Origin of the sequence: Streptomyces sp. NPDC048424, from assembly GCF_040651555.1 — a bacterium.
Classification (GTDB): Bacteria; Actinomycetota; Actinomycetes; order Streptomycetales; family Streptomycetaceae; genus Streptomyces.
Genome location: NZ_JBEZKE010000019.1, coordinates 145,004 through 162,511, shown reverse-complemented (window position 1 = coordinate 162,511; position 17,508 = coordinate 145,004). Strand labels below are relative to the sequence as shown.

18 protein-coding genes and 1 pseudogene are annotated in these 17,508 nt (G+C 72.9%); 6 read left to right on the top strand and 13 right to left on the bottom strand.

The window, feature by feature from the left end; translation table 11 throughout:
- The 11 genes and pseudogenes from AB0D29_RS25815 to AB0D29_RS25765 form a co-directional block, all read right to left on the bottom strand.
- A pseudogene (locus AB0D29_RS25815) lies at positions 1 to 229 on the bottom strand (sulfate ABC transporter substrate-binding protein); the annotation flags it as partial.
- 215 nt (positions 230 to 444) lie between these two features.
- On the bottom strand, positions 445 to 1,794 hold the full coding sequence (locus AB0D29_RS25810) for a GTP-binding protein (RefSeq protein WP_362857434.1): 1,350 nt from the start codon (positions 1,792 to 1,794) through the stop codon (positions 445 to 447).
- A 2-nt stretch (positions 1,795 to 1,796) separates the two neighbouring features.
- On the bottom strand, positions 1,797 to 2,738 hold the full coding sequence (gene cysD / locus AB0D29_RS25805; protein WP_351301351.1) for a sulfate adenylyltransferase subunit CysD: 942 nt from the start codon (positions 2,736 to 2,738) through the stop codon (positions 1,797 to 1,799).
- Positions 2,735 to 3,280: an adenylyl-sulfate kinase gene (gene cysC, locus AB0D29_RS25800; protein ID WP_362857437.1), complete on the bottom strand. Its 546-nt coding sequence runs from the start codon at positions 3,278 to 3,280 to the stop codon at positions 2,735 to 2,737. The genes cysD and cysC overlap by 4 nt, the downstream gene beginning before the upstream one ends.
- Before the next feature lie 38 nt (positions 3,281 to 3,318).
- On the bottom strand, positions 3,319 to 4,032 hold the full coding sequence (locus tag AB0D29_RS25795) for a phosphoadenylyl-sulfate reductase (protein ID WP_362857432.1): 714 nt from the start codon (positions 4,030 to 4,032) through the stop codon (positions 3,319 to 3,321).
- The gene (locus AB0D29_RS25790; protein WP_362857431.1) at positions 4,029 to 4,217 is read right to left on the bottom strand and encodes a hypothetical protein; all 189 of its coding nucleotides are present in this window, start codon (positions 4,215 to 4,217) and stop codon (positions 4,029 to 4,031) included. The genes AB0D29_RS25795 and AB0D29_RS25790 overlap by 4 nt, the downstream gene beginning before the upstream one ends.
- Positions 4,214 to 5,920: a nitrite/sulfite reductase gene (locus AB0D29_RS25785; RefSeq protein ID WP_362857429.1), complete on the bottom strand. Its 1,707-nt coding sequence runs from the start codon at positions 5,918 to 5,920 to the stop codon at positions 4,214 to 4,216. The genes AB0D29_RS25790 and AB0D29_RS25785 overlap by 4 nt, the downstream gene beginning before the upstream one ends.
- Positions 5,921 to 6,144: 224 nt before the next feature.
- The gene (locus AB0D29_RS25780) at positions 6,145 to 6,228 is read right to left on the bottom strand and encodes a putative leader peptide (RefSeq protein ID WP_312847410.1); all 84 of its coding nucleotides are present in this window, start codon (positions 6,226 to 6,228) and stop codon (positions 6,145 to 6,147) included.
- 221 nt (positions 6,229 to 6,449) lie between these two features.
- On the bottom strand, positions 6,450 to 7,013 hold the full coding sequence (locus AB0D29_RS25775) for a GNAT family N-acetyltransferase (RefSeq protein ID WP_362857427.1): 564 nt from the start codon (positions 7,011 to 7,013) through the stop codon (positions 6,450 to 6,452).
- Between the two features lie 5 nt (positions 7,014 to 7,018).
- Complete coding sequence (locus tag AB0D29_RS25770) at positions 7,019 to 8,281, bottom strand: GAF domain-containing protein (RefSeq protein WP_362857436.1); 1,263 nt, start codon at positions 8,279 to 8,281, stop codon at positions 7,019 to 7,021.
- A gap of 357 nt (positions 8,282 to 8,638) precedes the next feature.
- A complete protein-coding gene (locus AB0D29_RS25765) occupies positions 8,639 to 10,282 on the bottom strand; it encodes an acyl-CoA dehydrogenase family protein (protein ID WP_362857426.1) in 1,644 nt (547 codons plus the stop codon).
- A 17-nt stretch (positions 10,283 to 10,299) separates the two neighbouring features.
- On the opposite strand from AB0D29_RS25765, the gene AB0D29_RS25760 reads away from it, so the two are divergent.
- Positions 10,300 to 11,424 carry a YihY/virulence factor BrkB family protein gene (locus tag AB0D29_RS25760; protein ID WP_362857424.1) on the top strand — a complete coding sequence of 375 codons (1,125 nt, stop codon included), beginning with the start codon at positions 10,300 to 10,302 and terminating at the stop codon, positions 11,422 to 11,424.
- 44 nt (positions 11,425 to 11,468) lie between these two features.
- Positions 11,469 to 12,203 carry a helix-turn-helix domain-containing protein gene (locus AB0D29_RS25755; RefSeq protein ID WP_362857422.1) on the top strand — a complete coding sequence of 245 codons (735 nt, stop codon included), beginning with the start codon at positions 11,469 to 11,471 and terminating at the stop codon, positions 12,201 to 12,203.
- Here AB0D29_RS25755 and AB0D29_RS25750 read toward each other — a convergent pair.
- Complete coding sequence (locus AB0D29_RS25750; RefSeq protein ID WP_362857421.1) at positions 12,134 to 12,535, bottom strand: VOC family protein; 402 nt, start codon at positions 12,533 to 12,535, stop codon at positions 12,134 to 12,136. The two genes, AB0D29_RS25755 and AB0D29_RS25750, sit on opposite strands and share 70 nt — an antisense overlap.
- 96 nt (positions 12,536 to 12,631) lie before the next feature.
- Entirely contained in the window at positions 12,632 to 13,027 is a 396-nt protein-coding gene (locus AB0D29_RS25745) for a hypothetical protein (RefSeq protein WP_362857420.1), read from the bottom strand.
- Positions 13,028 to 13,204: 177 nt separating this feature from the next.
- Between AB0D29_RS25745 and AB0D29_RS25740 the strand changes: the two genes are divergently transcribed.
- The 4 genes from AB0D29_RS25740 (at position 13,205) to rsgA (ending at position 17,415) form a co-directional block, all read left to right on the top strand.
- Complete coding sequence (locus AB0D29_RS25740) at positions 13,205 to 14,479, top strand: histidine kinase (RefSeq protein ID WP_362857418.1); 1,275 nt, start codon at positions 13,205 to 13,207, stop codon at positions 14,477 to 14,479.
- Entirely contained in the window at positions 14,467 to 15,123 is a 657-nt protein-coding gene (locus tag AB0D29_RS25735; RefSeq protein WP_362857417.1) for a response regulator transcription factor, read from the top strand. Before AB0D29_RS25740 ends, AB0D29_RS25735 begins: the two co-directional genes overlap by 13 nt.
- Positions 15,120 to 16,019, top strand: a complete 900-nt coding sequence (locus AB0D29_RS25730) for a DUF4097 family beta strand repeat-containing protein (protein WP_362857416.1) — start codon at positions 15,120 to 15,122, stop codon at positions 16,017 to 16,019. Before AB0D29_RS25735 ends, AB0D29_RS25730 begins: the two co-directional genes overlap by 4 nt.
- A gap of 259 nt (positions 16,020 to 16,278) precedes the next feature.
- A complete protein-coding gene (gene rsgA, locus AB0D29_RS25725) occupies positions 16,279 to 17,415 on the top strand; it encodes a ribosome small subunit-dependent GTPase A (RefSeq protein ID WP_362857415.1) in 1,137 nt (378 codons plus the stop codon).
- Positions 17,416 to 17,508 lie beyond the last annotated feature (93 nt).

Here is a 17,508-nt window from a genome sequence, read left to right as displayed (position 1 = left end):
GCGCGGTGGCGTGCGTCAGGTTCGGGAAGTAGCCGATCCGCACCTCGGAGGCCGACAGCTTCGCGCCGTCCGCGGCGGCGTTCGCGGCCTTGTCGCCGTCGTCCTTCTTGGCCTCCGAGCCGTAGCCGCACGAGGCGAGCGCGCCGATCAGGAGCGGCAGCGCGGCGGCGGCGACGACCCCGCGGCGCAGGGTGGTGCGGGTGGTACGGGTGCTGGCGGTGGCAGGCACGGGAGGACTTCCTCTCGTGACGCGGTCATCTCATGACGCACGTCTTCGTCTGTGGAGCGGGGGCAGGTACGGCTCGTGGGGGGTGTGGGCGCGCATGCGGTGCGCGTACGTCATCGCGCACATCGCGCCACCCCTCCCTGGCCGCTGCCGAGGCGGCCGCTGCCCACGCGGCCGCCCTCCTTGGCGAAGGTGGAGTAGATGTCGGCGGGCATGATCTAGAAGTCCCACCCTTCTTCGTCCGCCTGCACGGTGGTCTCGGCCTTGGAGGCGAAGGACTCGCCGGCCATGCCCGCCGCCAGGGTCGTTCCGTCGGCCGGGTCGATCAGCAGGAAGGACCCGGTGCGGCGCGAGTCGGCGTACGCGTCGAGCGCGAGCGGCTCGGCGGTACGGACGACCACGCGGCCGATGTCGTTGGCCACGAGCTGCCCGGGGTTCGGGTGCTGGGACAGGTCGTCCAGGGTCAGCCGCGAGGGGATCTCCTTGACGATCGCCTTGACCGTGCGCGTCGTGTGCTTGATCAGCACCCGGGCGCCGACGGAGAGGGGCTGGTCGGCCACGTGGCAGACCGTCGCCTCGACGTCCTGCGTGGTGCCCGGGGCGTTCGCGGACGGGGCGATCAGGTCGCCGCGCGAGATGTCGATGTCGTCCGCCAGACGCAGCGTCACCGACTGCGGGGCCCAGGCGATGTCGACGCTCTCGCCGAGCGCGTCGATGCCCACGATCGTGCTCGTGCGGCCCGAGGGCAGCACGGTCACGGCCTCGCCGACGCGCAGCACGCCGGAGGCGATCTGGCCCGCGTAGCCGCGGTAGTCGGGGTGCTCCGCGGACTGCGGGCGGATCACGTACTGCACCGGGAAACGGGCCGGGCAGGCGGTGAGGTCGTGGCTGACCGGCACGGTCTCCAGGTGCTCCAGCACCGTCGGGCCGCCGTACCAGTCCATGTTGGCGGACGGCTCCACGACGTTGTCGCCGGCCAGCGCCGAGATCGGGATCGCGGTGATCTCCGGCACGCCCAGGTCCGAGGCGTACGCGGTGAACTCCTCGGCGATCGAAGCGAAGACCGACTCCTCGTAGCCCACCAGGTCCATCTTGTTGACGGCCAGCACCACGTGCGGGACGCGCAGCAGCGCGGCCACGGCCGCGTGCCGGCGGGTCTGCTCGATCACGCCGTTGCGGGCGTCGACGAGGACCACGGCCAGGTCGGCGGTGGAGGCGCCGGTGACCATGTTCCGGGTGTACTGCACGTGCCCCGGGGTGTCCGCGAGGATGAACCGGCGGCGCGCGGTGGCGAAGTAGCGGTACGCGACGTCGATGGTGATGCCCTGCTCCCGCTCGGCCCGCAGGCCGTCGGTGAGCAGCGCGAGGTCGGGGGCCTCCTGGCCGCGCTGGGCGGAGACGGCCTCGACGGCCTCCATCTGGTCGGTCAGGACCGACTTGGAGTCGTGCAGCAGCCGGCCCACCAGGGTGGACTTGCCGTCGTCGACGGAACCGGCGGTCGCGAAGCGCAGCAGTGTGGTCGCCGCGAGGTCGTCGAGCCCGGCGACCTGATCGGTGGTGCTGGTCATGTCTAGAAGTACCCTTCGCGCTTGCGGTCTTCCATCGCGGCCTCGGACATCTTGTCGTCGGCGCGGGTCGCGCCCCGCTCGGTGAGGCGGGAGACGGCGATCTCGGCGATCACGGCGTCCAGCGTGGTGGCGTCGGAGTCGACGGCGCCGGTGCAGGACATGTCACCGACGGTGCGGTAGCGGATCAGGCGGGTCTCGGGGACCTCGCCCTCCTTGGCGCCGCCCCACTCGCCGGCCGTCAGCCACATGCCGTTGCGCAGGAACACCTCGCGCTCGTGGGCGAAGTAGATCTCCGGCAGCTCGATGCCCTCCCGGGCGATGTACTGCCAGACGTCCAGCTCGGTCCAGTTGGAGAGCGGGAAGACGCGCACGTGCTCGCCGGGCGCGTGGCGGCCGTTGTAGAGCTGCCACAGCTCGGGGCGCTGGCGGCGCGGGTCCCACTGGGAGAACTCGTCGCGGAGGCTGAACACCCGCTCCTTGGCGCGGGCCTTCTCCTCGTCGCGGCGGCCGCCGCCGAAGACCGCGTCGAACTTGAGGCTCTGGATGGCCTCGGTCAGCGGGACGGTCTGCAGCGGGTTGCGGGTGCCGTCGGGGCGCTCGCGCAGCTTGCCCGCGTCGATGTAGTCCTGGACGGACGCCACGTGCAGGCGCAGTCCGTGCTTCTCGACCGTGCGGTCGCGGTACTCCAGCACCTCGGGGAAGTTGTGGCCCGTGTCGACGTGCAGCAGCGTGAAGGGGACCGGCGCCGGCGCGAACGCCTTCAGCGCCAGGTGCAGCATGACGATGGAGTCCTTGCCGCCGGAGAACAGGATCACCGGCTTCTCGAACTCGCCCGCCACCTCGCGGAAGATGTGCACCGCCTCGGACTCCAGCGCGTCGAGGTGCGACAGCGCGTACGGGGCGTCGGAGCCGGAATCGGTGTGCAGGTGTGCGGCCGTGGTCATGCCAGACCCCTCTCGGTGAGCAGCGCGTGCAGGGCCGAGGCCGACTCCTGCACGGTCTGCGTGTGCGACTCGATACGGAGGTCCGGGGACTCCGGTGCCTCGTACGGGTCGTCGACCCCGGTCAGACCGGAGATCTCGCCCGCCGCCTGCTTGGCGTACAGGCCCTTGACGTCACGCTCGGAGCACACCTCGACCGGGGTGGCCACATGGACCTCCAGGTACGAGGCGCCCTCGGCGGCGTGCCGCTTGCGGACGGCCTCACGGCTGTCCGCGAACGGCGCGATCACCGGGACGAGCGCCTTCACGCCGTTGGACGCGAGGAGTTCGGCGACGAAACCGATCCGCTGCACGTTGGTGTGCCGGTCCTCGCGGCTGAAGCCGAGTCCGGCGGAGAGGAACTCGCGGATCTCGTCACCGTCGAGGACCTCCACGCGGTGGCCCTCGGCGCGCAGCCGCTCGGCCAGCGCGTAGGCGATCGTGGTCTTGCCCGCGCTCGGCAGCCCGGTCAGCCACACGGTGGCGCCCTGGTCGCTCACGCTCATCTGCTTCGTCTCCGTAAGTTCCGTACGTTCGGTCGTCATCAGCCGTGCAGTCCGCACTCGGTCTTGCCCAGCCCGGCCCACCGGCCGGCCCGCGCGTCCTCGCCCTCCGCCACGCGGCGGGTGCAGGGGGCGCAGCCGACGGAGGCGTAACCGTCCATCAGCAGCGGGTTGGTGAGTACGCCGTGCTCGGCGACGTACGCGTCCACGTCGTCCTGGGTCCAGCGGGCGATCGGCGAGACCTTGACCTTCTGCCGCTTCTCGTCCCAGCCGACGACCGGGGTGTTCGCCCGGGTGGGGGACTCGTCGCGGCGCAGGCCGGTCGCCCATGCCTCGTACGCGGTCAAGCCCTCTTCCAGCGGCTTGACCTTGCGCAGCGCGCAGCACAGGTCGGGGTCGCGGTCGTGCAGCTTGGGGCCGTACTGCGCGTCCTGCTCGGCCACCGTCTGGCGCGGGGTGAGCGTGATGACGTTGACGTCCATCACGGCGTCGACCGCGTCACGGGTGCCGATGGTCTCCTCGAAGTGGTAGCCCGTGTCGAGGAAGACCACGTCCACGCCGGGGAGGACGCGCGAGGCCAGGTGGGCGACGACCGCGTCCTCCATGGAGGAGGTCACGGCGAACTTCCCGCCGAAGGTCTCGGCCGCCCAGCGCAGGATGTCCAGCGCGGAGGCGTCCTCCAGGTCCCGGCCGGCCTGCTCGGCCAGCGCCTTGAGACCCACGGACTTGAGACTCGCGTCTTGAGTGGTGGTCATATCTCGTCCCCTCCCGCTGATTCCGCTGAATCGGACCGGATACCGCGGGACAGCAGCCCGAGGTACTTCAGCTGGAAGGCTCGGTTGCAGGCCCTGCATTCCCACGCGCCGTGGCCCGTCTCGTTCGGAAACAGGTCCTCGTCGCCGCAGTACGGGCAGTAGAACGGTGCGGCGCGCTCGCTCACGAGAGGCTCTTCTCGTCCGCGCGGGCGACCCACGCCGCGAAGCGCTCGCCGTCCTCGCGCTGCTCCTCGTAGCTCCTGACGACCCGCTCGACGTAGTCGGGCAGACCGGCCGAGGTGACCTTGAGGCCGCGGACCTTGCGGCCGAAGCCGGCCTCCAGGCCGAGGGCGCCGCCCAGGTGGACCTGGTAGCCCTCCACCTGGTTGCCGTCGTCGTCCAGGACCAGCTGGCCCTTGAGACCGATGTCCGCCACCTGGATACGGGCGCAGGCGTTCGGGCAGCCGTTGATGTTGATGGTGAGCGGCTCGGCGAAGTCCGGCAGGCGGCGCTCCAGTTCGTCGATCAGCGAGGCGCCGCGCGCCTTGGTCTCGACGATGGCCAGCTTGCAGAACTCGATGCCGGTGCAGGCCATCGTGCCGCGGCGGAACGGGGACGGCTTGACCCGCAGGTCCAGCGACTCCAGCGCCTCGACCACCGAGTCGACCTGGTCGGCCTCGATGTCGAGCACGATCATCTTCTGCTCGGCGGTGGTGCGCAGGCGGCCGGAGCCGTGCTGCGCGGCGACGTCCGCGATCTTGGTCAGGGTGGCGCCGTCCACGCGGCCGACGCGGGGCGCGAAGCCGACGTAGAACTTGCCGTCCTGCTGCTGGTGGACGCCCACGTGGTCGCGCCACTGGCCGGTCGGCTGCTCGGGGGCGGGGCCGTCGGTCAGCTTGCGCTTCAGGTACTCGTCCTCCAGGACCTGGCGGAACTTGGCCGGGCCCCAGTCGGCGACGAGGAACTTCAGGCGGGCGCGGGTGCGCAGCCGGCGGTAGCCGTAGTCGCGGAAGATCGAGATGACGCCCTCGTAGACGTCCGGGACCTCGTCGAGCGAGACCCAGGTGCCCAGGCGCACGCCCAGCTTGGGGTTGGTGGAGAGGCCGCCGCCGACCCAGACGTCGAAGCCCGGACCGTGCTCGGGGTGGTGCACGCCGACGAAGGCGATGTCGTTGATCTCGTGCGCCACGTCGAGCAGCGGCGAGCCGGAGATCGCGGACTTGAACTTGCGGGGCAGGTTGGAGAAGTCGGGGTTGCCCACGATGCGGCGGTAGATCTCGTCGATGGCCGGGGTGCCGTCGATGATCTCGTCCTGGGCGATGCCGGCGACGGGCGAACCGAGGATGACGCGGGGCGTGTCACCGCAGGCCTCGGTGGTGGACAGGCCGACGGCCTCCAGCCGGCGCCAGATCTCCGGGACGTCCTCGATCCGGATCCAGTGGTACTGCACGTTCTGGCGGTCGGTGAGGTCGGCGGTGCCGCGCGCGAACTCCTCGGAGATCTCGCCGATGACGCGGAGCTGCTCGGTGGTCAGCCGGCCGCCGTCGATGCGGACGCGCAGCATGAAGTACTCGTCGTCCAGCTCCTCCGGCTCCAGGATCGCGGTCTTGCCGCCGTCGATCCCGGGCTTGCGCTGGGTGTAGAGGCCCCACCAGCGCATGCGGCCGCGCAGGTCGTTGGGGTCGATCGAGTCGAAGCCGCGCTTGGAGTAGATCGTCTCAATGCGTGTCCGCACGTTGAGACCGTCGTCGTCCTTCTTGAACTGCTCGTTGCCGTTGAGGGGCGTGTGGTGTCCGACGGCCCACTGGCCCTCACCGCGGTGACGGCCGGTCTTGCGGCGCGCGGCGGCTGCGGGTGCGGCTGCGGGCGTTTCGGGGGTGGCGGCCATGGCGGTACGTCCTTCTTCGGCGGCTCAAGGCGAGGGCAGGGGGAGGCGGAGCGGCGGCAGTGTGCCCCTGTCAGGTCTGCGACTCTGAGCGGGTGTGGCTGATTCCCGCGCCGTTGCCGGGGTTGCCGGCGGGCAGGGCGGGACATCGGCCTCAGGGGGCTAGCGGGTGATCGGCGCGTCCGCGGCGGCGGGGACGGCGACGATGTGCGGCGTGGCTGGTTCCGTCAGCGCGCCGGACAGATGGCGCTGGACATGCGGCCGAGGTCGACGTGCCGCCGACTCACCAAGGCAATTCCAGCTCCATTCATGACGGAAGCGTGTCATGTGCCTCTTGGAGGAGTCCACTACTGTCCACGATCCGGACGAACTCGTCCCGAATGCTGGGATGACGTGACGGGGGTCACCCCGCCCGCCCCTGGCGTTTCAGCCCCGCCGGCGTTTGCGGCGCGGGGTCCGGGGCGGAGCCCCAGGTCCGGCGGAGCCGGCTTCGGATCCGGCCGTGCTCGCCGGACCGGCCCATGGAGGGAGGCTACGCGCCGGGCCAGGGGCCGGGGGTCGGGGTCTCTTCCTTGGACTCCGTCTCCGTCTTGAAGACCTTGAAGCCGCGCCGCTCGTAGTTGCTCATCGCCGTCGGGCCGTCCTGGCTGCACGTGTGCACCCACACCCGCCGGGTCGGTTCCAGCTCCGGCCAGCGCTCCGCGAGGGACCACGCCCGGGCGGTGCCCACGGACAGCAGGTGCCCCCCGATGCGGCGGCCGCGGAAGTCCGGGAGGAGGCCGAAGTACATGATCTCGACCACGCCGTCGTCCTGCGGGTCGAGCTCCATGTACCCCGCCGGCGTGCCGCGGTCGTACGCCACCCACGTCTCCACCCCCGGCCGGTCCAGCTGCTCCACCCACTGCGCGCGGGTCAGCGACAGCCGGTCGGTCCAGTGGACGTCGCCGCCCACCGAGGCGTAGAGGAAACGGCTGAACTCCGGGGAGGGGACCTCCGCCCGCGAGATGGTGATCTCGGGGCCCGGTACGGCCGCCGGGACGAGGTCCGACGCGGAGGTCATTTCCAGGGACCAGGTGGTGAGGGTGATGGTGCTCATGCCCTTCAGGGAATCACGCCGGGCCCCCTGCGCCCCAGGCGGGCCCTGATCACCGCGGGGGCGGTGGAGTGCGGGAGCAGCGCGGCCGGGTCCTCGGGGCGGATCAGCTCCACCTCCACGTCCTGAGCGAAGCGGTACGGCCGGTGGGTCAGCACGCCCGCCAGGTGGCGGCGTACGCGCGACAGCTCCGCGCGGACCGTCACCGTGCGCGTCGGGTCCCCGAACAGCTCCGCGGACAGCTCCGCCGCCGAGCGCCCCCGCGGGCTGTCCGCCAGCAGGAACAGCAGCTCCGCGTGGCGCGGGCTCAGCTCCTGCGACCAGCTCCCGGAGGACCCGTACACCGTCGCCGACCAGCATCCCGCGCGGCTGAGGTCCACGACGATCCGTGTCGCCGCCGTACCCGCACGCTCCTGCGCGACCCGCAGCAGCCAGCCGCCGGGCAGCGGCTCCACCACGCAGTCGCCGAGCCGCGGCACCCACACCCGGCCCGGCCCGAAGTTCTTCGGCAGCGGGATCCGGTCCGTGGGGGCCAGTCCCGTCACCGCCGCCGGCCAGCCGTCCGGGTCCACGGCCAGGGCCCGTCCCGGCAGCCGGGCCAGCAGCGGGGCCGCCACCGTCCGCAGCCGCTCCAGCGACTCCAGGTGCCGGATCCGCAGCTCCCGCTCGGCGAGCCGGGCCACCGAGGTCACCCACGCCAGCGTCGCCGGGTGCATCGTGGCCAGCGGCCCGCTGACGTCGACCACGCCCAGCAGCCGCCCGTCCCGCGGATCCCGTACGGGCGCCCCCGCACAGGTCCAGTCGTGGTGGCTGGAGACGAAGTGCTCCGCCGAGAACACCTGCACCGGCCGCCGGGCCACGAGCGCGGTGCCCACCCCGTTGGTGCCGACCACGGCCTCGTCCCAGTCGGCGCCCACCGAGAAGCCGAGCCGGTCCGCCTTGCGCAGGATGGAGGAGTGGCCCTCCCGCCACAGCAGCCGCCCGTCCGCGTCCGCGACGACCATGATGTGCAGCGCCTCGTCGAGCGCGGGCAGCAGCCCCTCCCGCAGTACGGGCAGGACCTCCCGCAGCGGCGACCCGTGCCGCCGCTCCTCGGTCTCGGCGGCCGACAGCATCCGCGAGCGCGCGTCCCGGTCCGGGTGCACCCCGACGGCCAGCATCCGCCGCCAGGACTCCGCGATCTCCGGTCTCGGCGCGGCCGGCGGCCGGTCCCCGGCCAGCGCGGCCGCCCGCACGCCCTTGAGCAGACGCGCCGCCGCCCGCGCGTCCATGGCCGAGATGCGTGCCACATCGACCGTGCTGCCTGTGGTGTCGGCCACCGGAACCTCCCCGTGCGAACAGGACGTACGACGCGAGCCGCCCGGGCGGGTGTGCGGGTTCCGCATCCCCGGCACCCCGGCGGACGGCTGCCGACTCAAAGGTTGCAACGGTATGCAACCCTCGCCAAGTCCCGGTCACCCGACCGAAACTGTCCGGACGCCGCCGAGCGGCGTGACAGCTCCTCCTCGGGGCTTCGGATCAGAGGTGGTGCCGAGTCGGCGCGGCGCCACCTCTGTACCGGTCGACGGGCCCGGATCCAGGCTCGGAGCGGTTTGGGGACCGCAGGGGAGCCCGACGGGGGCTCCTCCCTAGCCCGTGATCCGCGCCCGTTCCACCACCGCGCCGAGGTCGAGGCTGTGCGGCAGCGTGCCGAAGGCCGCCCCCCAGTCGCCGCCCAGCCGGGAGGCGCAGAACGCGTCCGCGACCTCCGGCGGAGCCCAGCGCACCAGCAGCGATCCCTGCAGGACCAGCGCCATGCGCTCCACCACGCGGCGGGCCCGCGCCTCGATGCCCTCCAGATCGGCGAGCTCCGTCAGCAGGTCCTTGATGGCCGAATCCAGCCGGTGGTCCGCGCCCCGGGCCAGGCCGACCTCCTGGAGGAAGGCGTTCAGCGCCTGGGGTTCGCGCTGGAGGGCGCGCAGTACGTCCAGCGCCTGTACGTTGCCCGAGCCCTCCCAGATGGAGTTCAGCGGGGATTCGCGCAGCAGTCTCGGCAGCCCGGACTCCTCGACGTAGCCGTTGCCCCCCAGACATTCCAGGGCCTCCGCGACCATCGGCGTACAGCGCTTGGTCACCCAGTATTTGGCGGCGGGCACCGCGAGGCGCAGGAAGGCCTTCTCCTGCTCGGTCCCGGCGTCGTAGGCGGCCGCCAGGCGCAGCGTCAACGTGGTGGCGGCCTCCGACTCCAGGGCCAGGTCGGCGAGCACGTTGCGCATCAGCGGCTGGTCGATGAGCGGTGCTCCGAAAGCAGAGCGGTGCTCCGCGTGGTGGACCGCCTGCGTCAGCGCCTGCCGCATCAGCGAGGCCGAGCCGATGACGCAGTCCAGCCGGGTCGCCGCGACCATCTCGATGATGGTCCGCACCCCCCGGCCCTCCTCGCCCACCCGCTGCGCCCAGGTACCGTCGAACTCCACCTCGCTCGACGCGTTCGACTTGTTGCCCAGCTTGTCCTTCAGCCGCTGGATCGCGAAGACGTTGCGCGTGCCGTCCGGCAGCACCCGCGGCACCAGGAAGCACGTCAGTCCTCCCGGCGCCTGCGCCAGCACCAGGAACCCGTCGCACATCGGCGCCGAACAGAACCACTTGTGCCCGGTCAGCAGGTACTCGCCGGACGCGTCCAGCGGCACCGCGGCCGTCGTGTTCGCCCGTACGTCGCTGCCGCCCTGCTTCTCCGTCATCCCCATGCCGAAGAGCACGCCGGCCTTCTGCCCGGCCGGCCGCAGTCCCTCCTCGTACACGTGCGAGGTCAGCCGCGGCTCCCATTCGGCCGCGAGCGCCGGATCGGCCCGCAGCGCCGGTACGGCGGCGTGCGTCATCGAGACCGGGCAGCCGTGGCCCGCCTCGGCCTGCGACCACAGGAAGAACCCGGCCGCCCGGCGCAGATGCCCGGCCGGACGCCCCCAGGCGTCGGTGAGCCCGGAGGTCACGGCGTGCCCGAGCAGCCGGTGCCAGGCCGGGTGGAACTCCACCTCGTCGATCCGGTTCCCGTACCGGTCGTGCGTCCGCAGTTTCGGCGGGTTCTCGTTCGCCTGCACACCCCATTCCTGGGCCTGTGAGGATCCTGCCGCGCGCCCGAGGGCGGTGAGCTCCTCCCGTACCTCGCCGAGGAGTTCGGGCTCCGCGGATGCGAGGTGACGCTCGACGCCCTCGGTGAGGGCCCGATCGCCGCCGTAGACGTCGTAGCCCACCAGAGGCGGGGCCTGGTTGCTGACTGTGTGGGTGGTGGCTGCCATGCGGATACCGTAAGGACGTGCAGCCAGCAAAAGAAACACCCGAGCGGATCCCGGGACCCCCAGGACGGCTCCACCGGGCCCGCGCCCTCTACCGCAACGTCTCGAAGCGGAAGATGGGCTGGCTGCTGCTGAAGGACACCGTCAACTCGTGCATCGAGTACCGCATCCTCGGTCTGGCGGCCGAGGCGGCGTTCTTCACGCTGCTGTCGCTGCCCCCGCTCTTCCTCGGCCTGCTGGGCCTGCTCGGCTACGTCGACGGCTGGACCGGCAAGACGACGGTGGCCAGCATCGAGGAGAACATCCTGGGTGCGGTCGGCACGGTGCTCTCCGACCGCGGCGTCAACGACATCGCCAAACCGATGCTCGACGACGTGACGGGACGCGGCCGCCCCGACCTGATCTCGCTCGGCTTCGCCTTCGCCCTGTGGTCGGGCTCCCGCGCGGTGAACGTCTTCATCGACACCATCACCGTGATGTACGGGCTCGACGGGCAGCGCGGCATCGTCAAGACCCGGCTGCTGGCCTTCGTGCTCTACGTCATCGCGCTGGTGATCGGCGCGATCGTGCTGCCGCTGATGGTGGTGGGGCCGGACGCCGTGATCGAGCTGGTCCCCTGGGGCACCAGCGTGATCGCCGTGCTGTACTGGCCGACCGTCACCCTGCTGTCCATCGTCTTCCTGACGACGCTCTACCACGTGTCCGTGCCGGTGCGTTCGCCGTGGATCGAGGACGTGCCGGGGGCGCTGGTGGCCCTCGCCATGTGGGTGCTGGGCTCGTTCCTGCTGCGCATCTACCTCACCAACACCGTCGAGGGGCCGACGATCTACGGATCGCTGGCGGCGCCGGTGGCGGTGCTGCTGTGGATCGGCATCTCGGCCTTCGCGGTGCTGGTCGGCGCGGCCGTGAACGCCGCCATCGACCGGGTCTGGCCGTCCGTGGCCACGGCGGCGGCGCGCGAGGCCAACGAGCGGGCCCGGGAGCTGGAGGCCGCGCAGCTGATCGCGCGGGCCGCGGCCTGGCGGGCCCTGGCCGAGGGCGAGTCGGAGGACGACGAGGACGGCGGGATGCCGTCGGAGTTCCCGGAGCGGTGGTCGAAGTTCCTGCCGCCGGAGGACTACTCCTCGCGGCTGCGCAAACACTGACCGGTGCACGGGAAGGCCGTAGATCCTCGCCCTACCCTTGAGGGGTGTACGAGGAAGCGCCGTCGGCGGCCGTGCCCGGAGCCGTGCTGTGGCGGGCGCGGGGCACCGGCCGGATGGTGCTGCCCGACGGGTGCATGGACCTGCTGTGGGCCGACGGGCGGTTGCTGGTGGCCGGGCCCGACACCGGCCCGCATCCCGCCGGGGAGGTCCCGGGCGGCGCCTTCTCCGGGATCCGGCTGGCGCCCGGCACCGCGCCCGCGCTGCTCGGCGTACCGGCCCACGCCCTGCGGGACCGCCGCGTCGAGCTCGCCGAGCTGTGGCCGGCGCGGGAGGTACGGCGCCTCACGGGGCGCGTGGCGGCGTACGGGGACCCGCGCGCCGGACTGGAGGCGCTGGCCGCGCGCCGTGCGGCCGGGGCCGCACCGCCCGACCCGCTGGCCGCGGAGGTCGCCGCCCGGCTCGGGGCGGGGGAGGCGGTCGCCGGCATCGCCGCGGCCGTCGGCCTCGGGGAGCGGCAGCTGCGGCGGCGCTCCCTGGACGCCTTCGGGTACGGGCCCCGGACGCTCGGCCGGATCCTGCGGCTGCGCCGCGCCCTGGCGCTGGCCGACGCGGGCATGCCGTACGCCGAGGTGGCCTGCGCCGCCGGGTACGCCGACCAGGCGCACCTCGCCCGCGAGGTGCGCGCGCTGGCCGGGACCACGCTGACCGCCTACGCGGCGGGCTCCGCCGGGGCGAAGAGGGAGACGCCGCAGCCGTCCGGGTCGAGCACGACGGCGTAGCGCTGCCCCCAGACGGCGTCCCAGGGCTTCAGGTGGCCCGGGTACCCCGCCGCGGTCAGCTCCGCGTAGAGGGCGTCCACCTCGGCGGGGGAGTCGCACAGGAAGGCCAGGTCCCGGCGGCCGTCGCCGGTGGGGCGGGTCCAGGACGGGTCGAAGGAGCGGACGGTCTCCTCGGTGTCCCAGCCGATCCGCAGCCCGCCGGGCAGCGCGGCCTCCACGTGCGGCAGGCCGTCGGCCCCGGCCGGGACGTCCAGCCCGAGGCGGCGGTAGAAGGCGAGCGAGGCGGCCATGTCGGAGACGACCAGGCCGATCATGTCGAGTCGTGGAGTCATGACGGCAGGCTAGGCAGGCCGGGTGGCGCGCGTCTTGAACGAAACGGACACCGCCCCGCGCGGGGGCCCGAGTCCCACAGGGCCGTCGGTGCGGCGTCAGCCCTTGCCGCGGGCGGCCACCATGGCGCACGCCAGCGCCAACGGCAGCTCCGCGCCCGCCGCCAGCAGCAGAGCCATGCCCTGTCCGCCGGTCCCGGCCGAGGTCGTGACGTCGAACCAGGCGTCCATCACCAGCAGCGCGGCCGTCGCCGCCGCGACCGGCGACACCCGCGCGTCGCCCCTGCGCAGCAGCATCCCGGTCCCGGTCAGCCCGGCGGCCAGCATCAGGTCCAGGCCGATCCACGCCGTGGCCCAGTTCGAGACCTCGGTGGTCTGCGGCGTCGTCTTCGCCAGCACCAGCACCCACGGGAGGAGCGCCACCCCCGCACAGGTGAACACGGTGGCCGGCCGGGGGGTGCGCCAGGTGCGGGCCTGCGGGGCGACAAGTGCCATGGGTGCGGGTCTCCTTCCGGCCCGGCGGTCCGTCCCCCGGGCACACCACCAGCCTCGTCCGCCGCGCCGGCGAGATCACTGGCCCCACGGTCCGAACCGGTGGTGGTGCCAGGTACACCCCCGGCCGGGTGCAAGCGTGATGGAAAGCCCCTGACCAGTGCGATTACCGTATGGGGCATGGCACTTCGCGGCGCGCTGAGGCGTACGTACACCTGGATCGCGGCGCACACACCGTGGTCGGCGTGGGCCCGGCGCAACACGGTCTTCACCACGGCCGCGATCCCGCCGGCCCTGCCCGCGCTCCTCGGCTTCACCTACGTGGCCATGGCGCCCCGCCTCAGCCCGGTCCTGCTGCTCGTGGTGCTGGGGCTCTGCCCGTTGCTCACCGCGCTCCAGCGCAGCCGTTTCTGGGCGCTGCTCGGCCTCGACGTGCCGGAGGTCGTACGGGAGAGCCGCTGGTCGAGCCTGCGCGGGCTGGCCGAACGGGTGCGCTCCGAGGCGACCTGGCGGCAGTACGGCTACCACCTGCTCGTCAGCCCGCTCGCCGCCGCCGCGGGCGCGCTGGTGGTGCTGGCCTGGGGCTTCGGCGTCGCGGCCGCGTCCGTCTACGGCTGGTTCTGGCTCCTGCCCGCGGACACCCGTACCCCCGGCTGGACCGGCAACTACGACCTCGTCACCGTCGGCGGAGTCCTGCTGGTGCTCACCGCGCCCTGGCTCGCCGCCCTCTTCGCCCGGCTCGACGCCTTCGCCGCGGCCGCGCTCCTCGGCCCCAACCGGGCCCGCGAGTTGGAGCGGCGCGTCGAGGACCTCGCGGAGAGCCGGGCCGGGGTGCTGGACGCCGCCGATCTCGAACGCCGGCGGATCGAGCGGGACCTGCACGACGGAGCCCAGCAGCGGCTGGTCGCCCTCGCCATGAACCTCGGCATCGCGCGCGCCACGCTGCCCGATCTGCCGCCCGAGGCCAAGGCCGTCATCGACGAGGCGCACCGCCAGGCGAAGGAGGCCATCGAGGAGCTCAACAACCTGGTACGGGGCCTGCATCCGGCCGTACTGGAGGACCGCGGGCTCGATGCGGCACTGTCCGGGATCGCCGCCCGCGCCCCGTTCCCGGTGGAGTTGACCGTGGACATCGGCACGCGGCCGGGGGCCACCGTGGAGGCCGTCGCCTATTTCGTGGTCTCCGAGACCCTGGCGAACGTGGCCAAGCACGCCCGGGCGGACCGCTGTTCGGTACGGGTCGTGCGCGCGGCCGCACCCGGCGGGACCGCCCGCCACGGGGAACTGCTGCGGGTCACCGTCACTGACGACGGGGTCGGCGGGGCCGACCCGGCCCGCGGCACCGGCCTGGTCGGCCTGCGCAAACGCGTAGGGTCGGTCGACGGAACCATCATGATCAACAGCCCTCTCGGGGGCCCGACCGTCATTACTGTGGAGCTGCCGTGCGGGCTGTGATCGCCGAGGACTCCGTCCTGCTGCGGATAGGACTCGTCAAGGTCCTCGAAATGGCCGGCTTCGAGGTGGCCGCCGAGACCGGGGACGCCGAGGGACTGCTCGCCGCCGTCGAGGAACACCGGCCCGAGCTGGCGCTCGTGGACGTACGGATGCCGCCCGGCTTCACCGACGAGGGCGTCCGGGCCGCCCTGATGATCCGCCGGCAGAGCCCCGGCACGGCGGTGCTGCTGCTCTCGCAGTACGTGGAGGAACGGTACGCCGCCGATCTGCTCGCGACCCCGAGCGGCGCCGGCATCGGCTACCTCCTCAAGCAACGGGTCGCCGACGTCGAGGAGTTCGTCGACGCACTGCGGCGCGTCGCGTCCGGCGGCACCGCACTCGACCCGCAGGTCGTCGCCCAGCTCCTGCTGCGCCGTGGCGGCGGGCCGGACCCCCTGAAGCGCCTCACCCCGCGCGAGCGGGAGGTACTGGCCCTGATGGCCGAGGGACGCTCGAACGCCGGGATCGCGGCCGAACTCGTGGTGAGCGAGAGCGCGGTGGCCAAACACATCAACAACATCTTCACCAAGCTCGACCTGCCGCCGGCCGACGGCGACCACCGCCGGGTCCTGGCGGTGCTGCGCTTCCTGGACGGCACGCCGTGACGCCGGCCGCCGCGTCGCCGGCCGCCACGTCGACCGACGCCCCCGCCTCCACGCGGGCCCGCACATCGGCCCCGGCCCCGGCCCCGGCCCCGGCCCCGGACCGGGACCGCCCGGGGCAGCGGCTCGCCTGGACCGTCGCCGCGCTCCTGAGCGCGCTCCTCGTCGTGGCACCGGCCGCCTGGCAGGCCTGGTCCTACGGGAACACCCGCAGCGACACGCTCATCGGCGACAGCGGCGGCCGCCCCGTGAGCGCGCTGGAGATCGTGGGCGGCGACGCGGACGTCACCGTCACCCCCCGCGCCGACCGGGAGGTCGGCTACCGCGCCACGATCGGCTGGTCGCTCAGGGCGCCCACCATCGAGCAGAGCTGGCTCGGCGACACCCTGCGGCTGACCCCCCGCTGCCCCGGCGAGGAGTTCTGGCCCGCCGCCGGGCCCTGCTCGGTCCGGCTCGGGGTGACCGTGCCGGAGGGCATCCCCGTGAAGGTGACGGCGGGCTCCGGCCGGGTCCTCCTCAGCGGTCTGGGCGGCGCCGTCGACGCCGAGGTCGACTCCGGCCGGGTCGAACTCGTCGGGCTGCGCGGAGCGCTGCGCGCGAAGATCGGCTCCGGCACCCTCCAGGCCACCGGCCTCACCGGGCCCCAGGCCGAGATCCGGATCGGCTCGGGCCGGGCCGACGCGGCCTTCGCCACCCCGCCGGACCGGGTGAGCGCCCGGGTCGGCTCCGGCCGCCTCGACCTGATCGTGCCGACGGCCACCCGCTTCCGGGTCCGCTGCGAGAGCGGCAGCGGCAGCTGCGAGGTCCCCGAGGCCCTGCGCGACGCCGGCTCCTCCCGGACCCTGGACCTCGAGGCGGGCGTCGGCCGCGCCCAGGCGACGTACCCGGCGGGGCCGTGAAAGAACAGCGTGAAAAAGAAGTGGCCTCGCCGTGCGGGATCTTGTTACGGTGGGTCCGTTCCCGCCGAGCCGGTGGAGGACCTCAGCAACGTGCATGACCCGGAGGTGAGTTCATTGATGACTGTCGTTGCGCAGGGCGCTGCCCGCACTCAGAAGACCATCAATGTCACTTCTGTGGTCTCCGGCTGACCTCACACCTCTTCGCGCGCCGCCACCGAGCGAGCGCACGCGGCCGGGGCCACCCTGTGAAGGGTTCCCCTTGTCTTTCTCGTCTTTCCCCGCTCCTTCCTCCGTTTCCTCCTCTTCTCCGCAGGCCGCGCTCTCGCACGCCCTCGCCCCCTTCGGGTGGGACGACGCGTGGGCGGCCGAGTTCACCCCGTACGCCGAACAGGGCCTCGTGGCCGGCCGGGTCGTACGCGTCGACCGCGGTCAGTGCGACGTCATGACCGCGGACGGCATCGTCCGCGCCGACACCGCCTTCGTCACCCCGCACGACCCGCTGCGGGTCATCTGCACCGGTGACTGGGCCGCCGTCGAGGCCGTGGGCAACCCGCGCTACGTGAAGGCGTACCTGCCGCGCCGGACCGCCTTCGTCCGGTCCACCTCCTCACAGCGGTCCGAGGGGCAGATCCTCGCCGCCAACGTCGACCACGCGATCATCGCCGTATCCCTCGCCGTCGAACTGGACCTGGGACGCATCGAGCGCTTCCTGGCCCTGGCCTGGGAATCGGGGGCGCAGCCGCTGGTCGTCCTCACCAAGGCGGACCTCGTCCCGGACCCGGTGACGCTCGGCCACCTGGTCGAGGACGTCGAGTCCACGGCGCCGGGCGTCCAGGTGCTGACCGTCTCCTCCGTCACCGGAGAGGGCACGGACGTCCTCGCCGCCGTCGTCGCGGGCGGCACCAGCGTGCTGCTCGGCGTCTCCGGCGCCGGCAAGTCCACCCTGGCCAACGCGCTGCTCGGCGCGGAGGTCATGGAGGTCCAGGAGGCCCGCGAGGTCGACGGCAAGGGCCGCCACACCACGACGACCCGCAACCTGCTCGCCCTGCCGGGCGGCGGCGTACTGATCGACACGCCCGGGCTGCGCGGCGTCGGGCTCTGGGACGCCGAGACCGGGGTCGGCCAGGTCTTCTCCGAGATCGAGGAGTACGCGGAACACTGCCGCTTCCACGACTGCGCGCACGAGGCGGAGCCGGGGTGCGCGGTGCTGGCCGCCGTGGACTCGGGGGAGCTGGCGGAGCGCCGCCTCGACAGCTACCGCAAGCTGCTGCGGGAGAACCAGCGGATCGTGGCCAAGACGGATGCGCGGCTGCGGTCGGAGATCCGCCGTGACTGGCGCCTCAAGTCGGCGGAGGGCCGCGCCAACTACGCGGCCAAGCGCGGCGCCCGCTCCTGACCCGCGCCGCCCCGCGGAGCCCCACCCGGGGGTTCCGCGGGGCCCCGCCGGGGGTTCCGCCCCGAACCCCGGTCCTCAAACGGCGGCTGGCGG